Below are 13,189 nucleotides of genomic sequence, written 5' to 3'. Positions count from 1 at the left end.
AGGGAAAACGCTCCGTCATGCGCAGCCCCGCCCCGTGACGAGAGGAGGACGATTAGATCCCCGCCGTCCGGAAGCGACTGCACCAGTCGAACAGCATCGCCGGCGAACGCGACGCCAGGACCGAAGGACGGCGTGGCCGCTGCGACCTGCACTGCCGGACTATCGTTGACGCGATAGGAAATTGCCTCATCACCGCCTCCGCGTGAGATGCCGGGCCCCGTGAGCGCCAGCTCCGTCCGGCCAGCGCGGCAGCGGATCGATAACTGCATCATGGAGTCGCCGGTCCCGCTGTGGGACGACGTCGTAGCGGTCGCGATCGGCGAGTAGTCTATGGGGGAGGTCGTCAGGCTGACGATCCAGTCGTCTTCGGGCGCCAAGCGATCTTGAGGCGCGATGGAACGCGTCAATTTATTCAGACACCCCAGGCGGTCCGCGTGTTCCTTCTGAAGGCATGAACGCAGCTCTGTCGCGGGATCCTGGGCCAACGCAAGGTGGCCTGTACCCCCGAGTGCGACAAGAAGGAGGATCGCGGCGTGCTTCATTGCGATGCTTGTGTTGCGCGCGGCTGACGGTCCAGCCACGCCTGCGCCGCAGGGACGCGCGCGAGACCCGGGACCGTCGCAGCGAGGTTGATGGACTTCCACTTCGGATCGAAACCGGGCGCCTGCAATCTGTCGATCCGGGAGAATAGGTGATCGATGAAGCGCGTGACACGCTCGGATCGGTTGGACTTCACCGGCCAATTGAAGGCGACTAGTGCGGTTGGCACGGCGATCGTCGAAACGTGTTCGCCCTGCTTGATCAGATTGGGATAGTCGGTCCCATCGAGGGCGGCAGGAAGATAGTAGTCTTCGAACTTGCTCTCGTATGGAACGGGCAGGAACTTGAAGCCTGGCTCCCAACGGCCTCGCACGAAAGCATCAACCGGCTTCGATGTGATGAAGACGACGGCTGACATCTCGCCTTTGCGCATCTGCTCGAGCGCGACCTGGTGCGGAATGAAAGTCTTCTCGACCTCAAGATTGAGGCGGCTGAAGATCAGCGGCCCCGAATAGGCCGCAGCGGTGCCCTGCGTGTTGAAATTGACTTTCTTGCCGGCGAGATCACTCAAGCTCTGAATCTCGGGCCGAACGAAAATATGCAGCTCGGACGGAAACAGATTCAGGACATACGCAATTCGTCGCTGGATGTCCGGAACCTGGCTCTTGTATTCCTCGAGCGCGTCGGAGTTGATGATTGCCGCATCGATGCCGCGCAAATAGAGCAGGGAATTGAGGTTTTCCGCAGCACCGCGAGTGACGACCGGCAGAACGTGCAGGTTCTCCCCATCGTCGACCACACGGGCGATCTCCGCCGCGAGGCGGATTGGTGCGCCCTCGAGCAGACCTCCGGCGAGGCCGACCGTCCAGGCGTTCATGGAGACCACCTCAGGCCTTGGCAGCGGCGGCCCGGGCCGTGCCAGGCGAACCTTGTGAGGTCGTATATCTTGCGGCTGCGCATCTGCCCCGAGCTGAGGGGTCAGGAGCAATGGTGCGAGCGCCGCGAGCAAGAGCAGCCGACGCAATCCTGTAAGCCTTTTCATCGACGAACTCCTCTACACATGCGTCGGCCGTGGCGGCGCTTTCGATCCTTGATTGCATCGTCGCGGCGCGCGCGCCGTTGGAAATCGCCTCACCAGACCGTGCTATCGGCGCAGCGCTTCCGCTCGCGTTTTCGCTTCCTTGATTCCTCCAGCCTCGGCCCGCGCATAAAGAGTTTGCGCTTTAGTGGGATCGCCTTGCGTTCCGTACGTTCCAAAATTTGGAAGGATCAGCGGATCGTAGGTTTCCGCCAGCAGGAAGCTTGCTTGCGCGCTCCCCAGCTCAGCGGCGCGCTCCAGCACGATCCGCGCCGCGCCGATGTTTCCCTGTTCAAGTAGCGCGCTGGCGCGCGCAATCAATTTCACCGCTTGCACCCCGTCGCTAGGATGGACCTGAGCATCGGCCTGGCTCCGCGCCGCTATGGCCTGATCTTCGACCGGCTTGTCTTGGACCGCTACGTCTTGGACCGCTCGGTCTTGGACCGGCCGGTTTTGGATTGGCCGCGCCGGCGCTGACGCCGGTTCCTCGCGCCCGGCCTTGCCGGTCGTAGCCGGCGGAGACGCGGCGTAGGGAGCCTTCGCGACAACTGCGCCGTGATCTTGACGCGCCAACGCCAGATCCCTTTCCAATCCGTCGGCGCGCTCGCGCTCACGCTGCAATAAACTCTGCAGCTCGGCCGAGCCGCGCTCGGCGGCCTGCTTGGTGCGTGTGACTTCCTCGCTCGCCTTGGACGCCAGCTTGGTCTGTGCGTCGAGCTCGCGGCTCGTTTTCGCAAGATCCTGGGACAGCTGTTCAGCCCGCTCGTGTTCCCGCTGCTGCGATTGCTCCAACGAGGCGGCATCGCTCGCCGCTCGTCTGAGCTGTGCCGCTTCCTCACTGGCTTGGGCGGCTTGAGCTTCGTATGCGTAGATCTTGCTGCGGGCCATGGAGAGATCCTGCGCCAGCGCATCGGCTCTCTCGTGCTCCTTCTGTATCGACCGTTTCTGCTCTTCGGCGTCAGCCTTCGCCGCTTGCGTCAGCCTGGCGACTTCGTCGCCCGCCTTTGCGGCCAGTGCCGTCTGCGCATCGATATCTCGTCGTGCGGCGGCGAGCGCCTGCTCGAGCTGACCAGTCCGCTCCCGCTCCTGTTGCGCGGATTTCTGCAACTCCGCTGCGTCGCTCTCGCCTGCCGCTTTCAGCCGGGACGCTTCCTCGCTGGCTTTGGCCGCCAGTGCCGTTTGGGTCGCAGCCTCGCGCCGCGCCACCGCGAGCTCTTGCTGCAGCCGCTCCATCCGATCGCGCGCGTCCTGCGTCGGGAGCGGCACGGCGTTTGCAGCCGCTAGGTTGAGCTCGGCAGAGTCGCTTCCAGCCTTGAGGGTCTGGGCCTCGTATGCATAAATTGCGCTCCGGGTCAGAGAGAAGTCTTGTGACGGAACCTCGGCCCTGTCACGCTCCTTTTGCATCGATTGCCTCAAAAGTTCCGATTTCGCCTTTGCCGCCAGCGCGGTCTGGGACTCGACATCATGTCGCGCTGCTGCAAGGTCCTGCTCCAGCCGCGCCGAACGATCGCTTTCCTGTTGCAGGGCCTTCCGCAGCTCCAGGGCGTTGCTCTCCGACGTATGTTTCAGCTCTGACGCTTCCTCACCTGCCTTAGTCGCCAATGCAGTTTGGGTTTCGGTGTCGCGCCTGGCGGCCAGGAGGTCCTGCTCCAGCCGCGCCGAACGATCGCTTTCCTGTTGCAGGGCCTTCCGTAGCTCCAGGGCGTTGCTCTCCCACGCATGTTTCAGCTCTGACGCTTCCTCACCTGCTTTGGTCGCCAATGCAGTCTGGGTTTCGATATCGCGCCTGGCGGCCACGAGGTCCTGCTCCTGCCGTGCTGATCGCTCGCGCTCCTGCTGTAGCGATGCCTGCAACTCAGCTATGCCACTCTCGCCCGCTTGATTCGGTTGGGATGCCTGCTTTGGTCGGGAAGCGTCGTCGACGGCCTTCGCTGCCGACGCCTTTTGCGTTTCGACCTCGCGCCGCGCATCCTCAAGACTTTTCAACAGCTCCTCGGCCCGATCATGCTCTTGCTCCAGACGTTGCAGCAACGCTATGTCGCGCCTTGCATTGCCAAGTTCGCAGGACAGTGACGTGGCCCAGTCGCGTTGCGGCTCCGAAAGCTGCTGGGCTCCGATGTCGCTCCTCGTCGCTTGCGCAAGCTGCATCGATTTGGCGCTGCCGCCTGGGCGCGGCACCAAAGTCTCGACCTCGTCAGCACCGAGGTTGAAGGCAGTCGTCGCCACTTGTGCATCTGCGAGGTGCCGCGTTTGATCCGGTGAAGCCACCGTTTCGGACGCCCAAGTCATAGCGAGCAGGACCGCTGCCATCCACAGAGGTGCAGTTCGGTCCCACCTCAGGGAGATCTTCAATTCCTCATGAAGCATGACCTTGCGCTCCATCACGTGCTGCCAGGTACGCGGCGCCAGGACTTTGCCGTCCCGTTCGATTGTCTGCGTGGGCTTTCATCGGCAAGCTGGGCTCAGAGCAGTGCCTTCCCGGGGCGCCATTGCATTCCCCTCATTCGTGAGGAAAACAGAAGCGATTTCACCAACAAGGAGCGCTATTGAACAACTGCCATGGATGGGTACTCCCTATGCTGGTCAGCGCCTGTGAACCGCGATGAAATTGCCTGGGATTTATGCTGCTTCGGAACCAATCGGCCGGGTGCCCCGGGCCGGGGCAAGCGCCTGAGGACGCGGGCTGAGGCGTTGCAGAACCCTCCTTTGGAGTACTCCCCCGTCGTGCGCGCACACGGGAATCCATCCTCAGACGTGGAAACCGGCAGGTCGATCTGGCTCAACGCGACCTGAATCATCCGGTTATACTTGGTCCTGCAAACTCCCCGAAGCCGGCTGATAAGAGTTAAACCAAGAAAACGCTGAACTGGAACTGATGGCGGCGTTTGCGTTGATCGGAGGGAGCGTGCTCTTGAAATCGAGTCCAGAAATGACGAGCCCCCGGCTGTGGTTAATCGAGACGCTTTAGTGGTTATTACCGCTCTTCTTCGGCTTGTCGCCTGGCTGCTTGCGGCCGCCGTTACCTTCGTAACGCTCGGTCCTCACGATCTTCGGCCTCACCCGATCCTTGGACAGCACGGGGACCATGCGCTCGCCTTCGTTCTGGTCGGCATCAGCTTCGGTCTCGCCTATCCGCAGCGGCGCTGGTCTGTTTCTGCGCTCGCCGTTCTCCTGATCGGCCTGCTTGAAATCATGCAACTATGGGTGCCGGGACGGCACGCGAGGTTTGCGGATTTTGTGGTCGATGCGCTCGCGGCCTGCGTCGGTTTCGCGGTGTCCGCCGCGTCCCATCGGATGATGGCGCATTTGGCGAAGATACCGACCCGTTGACACACAAACGCTGTTGACGAGCAGGCTGATCTTCACACCCAGGGCTTCTTGCGATTCACATGCCCCGCGGAACGGCACCTTCTCCGAGGCGCAGTTCACAGAAGCGCCAATCGAGCGCCTAGTGCATGGGTGCCCGGACATTCCGCCGTCGCTTGGATCGGTGCTGCGGGTCATCAAATTTCAGCTCGGCGACAAGCCGCCAAAGCTGAACCTCGTGACCGTCCGCCAACTGCCCGGCCCGCTGGGTTGCGGACGCGTCGTCTGGGCATTCAAGATTGACGACGCCCCCCAGGCGGCCGTGTTCGTCCAGAACGTATGCACGATAGTGTGGCATCGCGTCTTCCCATGCGCGACAGCATCTTAGCTGCAGCCTTGCTCCGCGGCGCGGAGATTTCGGGTCATTACGAGCTACCTCTGTTGGGCGGTATGCTTGCTGCCGAGGCTCGTCCCGAATTCAGCTCATGCGATTGGGCTCCGGTCCTCGGCCAAAACCTTGGGCCGGAGCGCTCACGCATGACGGCGGAGATGACTGGACCGCTCTGGAGCCTTCGGGAGCTCGCCTGCACGAAAGCCATTGGGGTTCTGCAATTGCCAGCGCCAATGGTCCGCACACATTTGCCGCAACGACCGCGTCGACGTCCAGCTCAGCACATCCTTCGCAAAGGTCGGGTCGGCATAGCAGGCGGCGACATCACCGGCCCGGCGCTCCACGATTTCATATGGGACTGACCGCCCGCTCGCCGCTTCGAATGTGCGAACGACGTCCAAGACACTGTTGCCGTAGCCCGTTCCAAGATTGACCGTGAGCAGACCGGGTTGTCTGAGTTGGCGTAAGGCACTCAAATGACCTGCTGCGAGATCGACCACATGAATGAAGTCGCGGATGCCGGTGCCATCAGGCGTGTCATAGTCGCCTCCCCAAATGCGCAGCTTCTCCCGCCGTCCTATCGCCACCTGCGCGACAAACGGCAGCAGGTTGCTGGGAACGCCTAACGGGTCTTCTCCGATGAGCCCGCTTTCGTGCGCACCAGCCGGATTGAAGTAGCGCAGATTGGCGATCCGCCAACTGTCGTCAGACCTGTAGAGGTCATTCAGCATCTGTTCGATCACGAGCTTTGTGCGGCCATACGGATTGGTCGGGGCGAGGGGATGCCTTTCGTCAAGCGGCAGGTATCTAGGTATCCCATAGACGGTCGCAGACGAGCTGAAGACGAGCGTCTTTACATTCGCCGTTTTCATGGCCGACACGAGCCGCATCGTTCCCAGGACGTTGTTCTCGTAATACGTCATGGGTCGTACATTGGAATCGCCCACCGCCTTCAGCCCTGCAAGGTGAATGACCGCGGTCACTCCGAAGTCACGAAGTATCTCGCAGATCACCTCTTCATCCCGGATATCGGCGTGCCGAAAGACGAGCGAACGCCCGCAGATGGATTGCACGCGGTCCAGCGACGCCTTGGTGCTGTTCGAAAGATTGTCGACAACGACGACGTCCAGCCCGGCGTCCAGCAATGCGATGCAGACGTGGGACCCGATGTAGCCGGCACCTCCGGTCACCAAGATCATCTCGGATACCTTCCGCACTCGCACAACCTTCCTATGCCTGCATCGGCGCCGGCCTGGTTCTCCAGAGCCGACCTCGCAACAGAACTTGCTGCAATGAAGCCCCGGCGGCCCTGCTGAGGCCCGTCGCGGAACCGGCCAGAACGCAAACACCCTGATGCAGCATCACTTGTCTCTGAGGGTCGACATCACCTTACTTGCAAGTCGCGCCACGGGGGTGGCGAGATTGCGAACCTTACGTATTACCTCTGATGGGACACTCCGCGTATCGTCCAGGTTTTCCCGAGTGCCGAAATCAATTCGACCAAGACTTACAGCGCTCACGATCGTCGCATCACCCATTTCCAAGCGTCCTGACGTTCCAAGTCGGACCTGCTCTGCTTTCCAGCCCAGCAAGGTCGCGCTCCTTGCCGATCAAGGCCGCCGGATCAGCATCCGGCAACGCGACTCCGACATGCAACCCGATCCAACCAGTCCTCCGGCAAACAGAATCATTTGGTCCGTGGGCGCGAGGATGCGCGGGAAGGTGCCGCAGCTTCCGTTCCGGAATGAGGCCGGCCGTTATCATCTCTGCCCGACACGTACCGAACCGCCAGCGACCGAACCGGTCCGGCCTGTCTCAGCCGGAGTATCTGAACTGCCTAGCCTCCGGGGAGGGACGGCAGGACCATCCTGGTATTGGAGGCTGACCTCGACGGCGTCACCCGGCTGCAACTCGGTATCTTCATTGGCAATGATCCGGTCTTGCCCCTTATTGCCCTTCCTGATGATGGCAATCTCCGGGGTGTTGCCGGTTCCTTGCACGAGTTGCGATCGAACCATCGCAGTGTACTGAAGCTTCTCGCCGACGCTCTGCAGCTTCTCGCGAATTTCATTGAGCTTTACGCTGGTATCTTGCAGCTCACGGAGCAGGTCCAGCCTTCGCTGGTCATCTAGCTTGGCCAGCTTCCTGACGAACTCGTCCTGCTGCTTCTTGACCTGCAGCAGTTGCGCCGAGGTTTGCAGCTTCCGGGTTGATGACAACAGCACCGCGCGACGCGCATCCGTAACGCGAGGGCTGATCAGGGAACCCTTGCTGAAGAGCTCGGTCGTCTTCTGCAGGTCTTCAAGATCGCCCTGAAGGCCCTCTTCATCCTTCTTCTGCTGGTCTGACAGCACCCGGATCTCGTCGTCTCCCTGTCGAATGCCGCGCTGGAGGAACGTCTTTTCCTGCTGATAATCACTTTGCTTGGTCTTCAGATATTCCGCTTCCGAATTAACGATTTCCGAAATCGCCGATCGAGCCAAGGGCGCGTCCATCGTGGGGGCTGGATTGATTTGGGCTCCCTCACCAAGTTCGGTCTTGATGCGCCACATACGCGCCTGTTCTTTGGCTAGCTCCGTCCAAAGCGAACCATACTCGCTTCTCAGGTCTGCTGCCTCGAGATACGGGTTATTCATCTTGACCCGCATGATGTCGTAGCCGCCTGCGACCGCGAGGAGCTGGCGTACGGTAATAGACGGACGATACGGGTATTCGCCCGGCTTCGATACATCCCCATTTACGTATATGGGCTTGTATTCCGCGATGATCGTCGTGACCTCGTCTGCGTCAATCACGACGACCGTCTCGCGGCCATCGGACGTCCGCTGCCGAAATACCTTGCGCGCAAGTGCAGCCCCGATTTTGGCTCGGATCTGTGGTAAGGGCAGGCCGGCCGCTGGAAGCGTTCCAACCAGAGGCAACGAAATAGTCCCGTCCATTTGAACGGGAGCGCGATGCCGAAGCTCCGGCACGCCGGCCACCGCAACCTCCAGCACATCACCGATGTTTACCAGATATTCCGCCTTTGCTTGAGTGACGGAGATTGCCAGGCCAACAGCCACCAAGGCCCATTTGAGGCAACGACCCAGGTCGCTGCCAGAGACGTCGACATGGAAGCTATTGCGCAGTCTGGAGTTCGGCATGGCGTCATTCCCTGTACGAACGTGGTCACCGAAGTGAGAGTCTTTGTTTGTTCGCGGAAAGCAGCAAGTCGACGACCATCAGAGTAAGCGTCCACACAGGCGATCCGCGAATTACGTTCTGTTCTCTGGCGCCGAACCGCTCGGTGCCCTTCAAAAAAACCAATCGAACGATTGCTGCCCGAATCTAGTCGCGTGCTGTCCGGGCTCAACCGACCATCGTAGTTACCCACTTATTGCCCCTTCCATCCGGTTTTCGCCAATTTCCATCCAGTTTGGCGTCCTTCATCAATTTGCGGGCCTGTACCCGCCTTCCGGTCGATGGAGGTGCGGCGATCGCAGGGCGCGTCGGAAGGGGGCGGATTGGCCGCTCTCTTGCTGTTGGAGTTCCTGCTCGTAACCCATGGGCACGCAGATGACGATCGTTGGAGAACGGTACGCATCGCCGACGAACGCTTGCCGTCGATGATCACGCCGGCGCCAGGATTCACCAGGCGCAGGCGCTACTGGCGAACGCGCTCGAACCGAGCTGCAAACTATTCCGGTACGGAAGCACGATACTCACGGCGCCACATCTCGATCATCATGAGTTGAAATAGGCGGCGACTTCCGCGCTCTGTCGACCGAAGTCTCGACAGGAAGCGCGCCAAGAACCGTTTGTCGAAAAGTGGCGAGCCGGTCGCGATGAGATCGTCCACGAGCGGTCTCCAAGGTCCCTTGAACCATTCATGCAGAGGGATTGAGAAACCCTGCTTTCGATGGCTATCAAAGTCGGGAGGGAGCCAGCGCTGTGCGAGAGCACGCAAGATGATCTTTCTTCGACCGTCCTCGAGCTTGAACGCTCCGGGTAATCGTCCAAAAGCAAACTCGACGATTCGATGATCCAGGAGCGGCGCGCGCACCTCCAGGGACGTGAGCATGCTGGCTCGATCGACTTTGACAAGAATGTCATCGGGCAGGTAGCTGCGGAACTCGGTGGCACAAATCGCATCTATGCCTCTGTAGACTGTTTCCAATCCGGCGCGGCGAAGTTCCGGGGCAACCGACACAAGCCTGCCCGTCAGTCGCGAGCGCGTAATCGGATCAAGCAGTCGCGTCACTGCTGTGTGTGGCTCACTCCTGCTGAGTAGTCCCAAGATCGCGTTGCGTCCTTCGATACCCACGGGTATCGATTTTGCGGCGAGTGCCTCCAACCCGAGCCGATGCAGACCAAACTGCCGCAGTTGCGCGATCTTCAGAAGCCAGGGATGATGAATGTAGCCACCGAAGAGTTCATCGCCCCCATCGCCTCCCAGGGCGACAGCGCATTCCTTTCGAATTGCGCGACTCACCAGGTAGGTGGGAAGCACTGAGTTGTCCGCGATTGGCTCGTCATATTGACGGATGAGTGAAGGCAATAACTCGCCCGAGCCCGGCTCAGCCACGAGTTCAGTATGGTTTGATCCGAGATAATCGGCGACCCGACGCGCATGGCGCGACTCGTCGAAGCTCGGATAGTCTGGAAAGGCGACATTGAAAGTGCGAATAGCCTGTTCCGAACTTCTGACGGCTGCGGCAGCCACGAGGCTCGAATCAAGGCCACCGCTCAGCATGATGCCAATTGGCACATCGGCGATGAGCTGGCCGCGCACGCTCTGCATCAGCAGGGCTTCGAGTTCGCTCGTGAGCTCTTGCAGATCGCTGCGTGCGGTGTCGCTGGCACGTGTCGGTAGGTCCCAATATCTGCTGATCTGCAGCCGATCCAGATCGGGTTCGTAGGTCAGCCAATGCCCCGGCGGTAGTTTTGCAAATCCGTCGAGGATGCAAAGCGACCCGGAAACGTAACCATACGCCAAGTAATCGTCGAGCGCCTCGCGATTGACCCGCCGTGGAATGTCCGGATCAACGAGAATAGCCTTCAGTTCCGATGCGAAAGCGAACCGGTTGTTCTTGTGCAAATAGAAAAGAGGCTTTTCGCCAGCTCGATCGCGAGTAACGAACAGGCGTCGTTTGGCGCCGTCCCAGATCGCGAGCGCGAACATTCCGACCAAACGATCGAGGCACGCGGGGCCCCACGTTCGATACGCGGCGATCACGACCTCGGTATCGCTTGCGCTGCGAAAGCTGTTTCCGCGCGCCTCGAGTTCGGCTCGAACGTCCTGAAAATTGTAAATCTCACCATTAAAAACAATTTGGATTTGGCCATCATCCGAACTCATTGGCTGATGACCGAGGGGGCTGAGATCGATTATGGCTAAGCGCCGATGACCTAAGCCGGCCCGCCGATCAGGACTGAGCCAGACACCAGAGTCGTCCGGGCCGCGGTGGGCGAGTGCATTGCACATCCCTTGCAGCAATTGAAAGCTAACCGGCTTCTCGGTCTCGACTATGCCGGCAATTCCGCACATGCTTGCCCGATCATTTTTCTTTGCAAAAAGAACGATACTCGAAAGGTCGCAAGTTACAGAGGAGGGGCGCTCTTCGTCAAATCTTCACGGGTTGAGGAGCGGACAAAATCAATCACTGCACCCGCGCGCCTGGGGCCGCATCAGATGGTACACCGTAGAAGACGCCCCGTCCGTCGGTCCCGATGTACACTCGGCCTGAGACTTGCCGGTCGCCCGCCATGGCCCCCGCTCCGTTTACGAGATCGCCCATCTGGTGTTGGGTGTCATTGATGAGAACCCAGCTGGTGCCCATGTCGTCGGACCGAAATATCCCCGTCATGTTTTCCACTGTGCCGTGGAGAAAGATCGTCGGGACTTTCGACCCGTTCGGCGGCGCTCCGAAACTGAACATCAAGGCGGCGTTGACGTTGGCAAGCTTGGCGAAGGTCCCGCCTGCGTTCGACGAACGATAAAGGCCCGAGGCACCGTTGCTCATCCAAACCTCCCCGTTCATTCCTGGGGCGGCTTCTACGACCTGCTGTCGCCAGCCCAACGACGGAATAGTTGAGATGCTCTCGAATGTCGCCCCACCATCGTTCGAGCGGTAGAAATGCCCGCTGTTGTAGTCGTACAGGTAGAACTTGCTTCCATCTGTCCGGTCCGCGGCCAGCGGCTTGTTCTTGGTCCAGTGGTGCTTTCCTTCGACGGCGGCCGATGGCGCTCCAACCGACTGCGTCCACGAGGCGCCCAGGTCGGTCGAGTAGTAGGGAGGGCTTCCTTTCGGCAGCCATACGATCCGCCGTGACGTGGCCGAAACCGCCACTCGGCCGTCGAAGTTTCCGTTTGGGTAGGATGAAAAAGCCGTGAAGGTCTGCGCATTGTCGATGGAATAGCCACCGGCCGGCGAGGTGTCTCCAGCATGTCCCACCCGCACCACGAAGTCTGGATCCGCCTCCTCGAAATCGATTCCGGTGGAGGTGCCAAAGGGCGTATATCCCAACTCGTTGGGCGGTGGCGTGGTGAGAGAGGCGTTTCGGAAACCGATGTGGTCAGCCACAGCTGACAGCAGGGGAGCGCCCCGGGGCGGGGACTTGACGTCGAAGACGACCATCTCCTCCAGCCCATTTACATAGCTCTGCCAAATTTGGCGCCTGGCGGTAATGTCGTCGGTGCGCCACACCCCGCCAGTGTCCGTGAACCAAACCCGCTTCGGATCGGCGGGATCGATTACCATCGCCGACGGCCCATCGGCAAACTCGCTGTTGGGCAGCCACGGAACCGAGGAAGTGGCTCTCACGTTCCAAGAGGTCCAAGTGGCGCCGCCGTTCGTGGAGCGATACCAGCCGTAATGGCTCTCCATCGTGACCACGACGTTCGGATTGGTCGGGTCGGCGCTGATAGCCGAAAAGTTGCGCCTCTCCTGGGACGGCGAGATGTTGGTCCAGGCGTCTCCGGAAAATTTCGCGATTCCCTCGTCGTGAGTCACGTAGAGGGTTCCATCAGAGGCGATGGCCTCGCGGTGAGGGTCAACCGGGCTGCCGGCTGTGAGCGTCCACGTGACCCCCGCGTCCATGCTGCGGTAGACGCCGCGGCCGCGTACGGCGGCATAGATTGTTGAAGAAGGCGATCCCGCCCTGCCTGTCGTGCGATCGATGCCCACGAAGGTGATCCCGACTCCCGCCGTGCCTTTGGGGAAACTCTCGACCCGCTGCCAGCTGGCTGCGGCGTTGGTGCTCTTCCACAAGCCATCGTTGCGTGAACCAAAGTAAAGGACGTTGCCGTCATTCGGATCCACAATCAGGCGCTCACCGTTGAGCGCGCCCTGGAAATCGTTGCCGTGCATTACGACGTTTAGATTGGTGCGCTGCCATGTCTTGCCTTGATCCGTGGACTTAAGTACATCCCACGGTCCGCCGCGCCACCAATTGAACATCCCGCCAGCGAAGTAGACGTTGTTGGGGTTCGATGGATCGATGGCGATGCTCTCTCCGCCGAACAAATTCTGCTGCGAGAGCGGGAGCCAGTCGAGCAATGGAATCCAGCGCTGGTTGGCAGCATCCCACCGGTAGCATCCACCGACATCGGTGCGGATGTAGAGCAGGTTGGGGGCGGATGGATGTGCGACGATTCCGGTGACGTACCCACCCCCGCCCCACTTCACGTTTGTCCAGACGTATGGCTCGCTCTTGGCAGGGCCTGCATGCGCGGCGGCGAAGCTTAGAGCGGCCAGCAGCGCTCCTAGACACGCTCGATGAGTGAACCATGCGCTCCAGGCGCTCTTTGCCAGGGGTGCGTATCTTCCGGCCCGCTCACCAACGCCCAGCACCACGAACGGTGCGTGCGGTCGTTTTTCTTCCATACACCCTCC

Annotated in this window: 7 protein-coding genes; 1 reads left to right on the top strand and 6 read right to left on the bottom strand. The window is 60.6% G+C overall.

Going from position 1 to position 13,189, the window contains the following annotated elements; genetic code table 11:
• Positions 1–538 precede the first annotated feature (538 nt).
• Both BM222_RS10135 and BM222_RS10130 read right to left on the bottom strand, forming a co-directional pair.
• Positions 539–1,582, bottom strand: a complete 1,044-nt coding sequence (locus BM222_RS10135) for a TAXI family TRAP transporter solute-binding subunit (protein WP_092228110.1) — start codon at positions 1,580–1,582, stop codon at positions 539–541.
• Between the two features lie 102 nt (positions 1,583–1,684).
• Entirely contained in the window at positions 1,685–4,000 is a 2,316-nt protein-coding gene (locus BM222_RS10130; protein WP_092228109.1) for a coiled-coil domain-containing protein, read from the bottom strand.
• A gap of 591 nt (positions 4,001–4,591) precedes the next feature.
• On the opposite strand from BM222_RS10130, the gene BM222_RS10125 reads away from it, so the two are divergent.
• Positions 4,592–4,948: a VanZ family protein gene (locus BM222_RS10125; RefSeq protein WP_177243135.1), complete on the top strand. Its 357-nt coding sequence runs from the start codon at positions 4,592–4,594 to the stop codon at positions 4,946–4,948.
• A 507-nt stretch (positions 4,949–5,455) separates the two neighbouring features.
• Here BM222_RS10125 and galE read toward each other — a convergent pair.
• From galE to BM222_RS10100, 4 genes are all read right to left on the bottom strand, one after another.
• Positions 5,456–6,514 carry a UDP-glucose 4-epimerase GalE gene (gene galE / locus BM222_RS10115; RefSeq protein WP_092228107.1) on the bottom strand — a complete coding sequence of 353 codons (1,059 nt, stop codon included), beginning with the start codon at positions 6,512–6,514 and terminating at the stop codon, positions 5,456–5,458.
• A gap of 561 nt (positions 6,515–7,075) precedes the next feature.
• Positions 7,076–8,458 carry a polysaccharide biosynthesis/export family protein gene (locus BM222_RS10110; RefSeq protein ID WP_092228106.1) on the bottom strand — a complete coding sequence of 461 codons (1,383 nt, stop codon included), beginning with the start codon at positions 8,456–8,458 and terminating at the stop codon, positions 7,076–7,078.
• A gap of 533 nt (positions 8,459–8,991) precedes the next feature.
• A complete protein-coding gene (gene asnB / locus BM222_RS10105; protein WP_092228105.1) occupies positions 8,992–10,842 on the bottom strand; it encodes an asparagine synthase (glutamine-hydrolyzing) in 1,851 nt (616 codons plus the stop codon).
• A gap of 112 nt (positions 10,843–10,954) precedes the next feature.
• Positions 10,955–13,180: a beta propeller repeat protein gene (locus BM222_RS10100; protein ID WP_092228104.1), complete on the bottom strand. Its 2,226-nt coding sequence runs from the start codon at positions 13,178–13,180 to the stop codon at positions 10,955–10,957.
• Positions 13,181–13,189: the final 9 nt, after the last annotated feature.

Origin of the sequence: Bradyrhizobium sp. Gha (genome assembly GCF_900113735.1) — a bacterium.
GTDB lineage: Bacteria > Pseudomonadota > Alphaproteobacteria > Rhizobiales > Xanthobacteraceae > Bradyrhizobium.
This window is presented reverse-complemented; position numbering and strand designations above follow the sequence as displayed.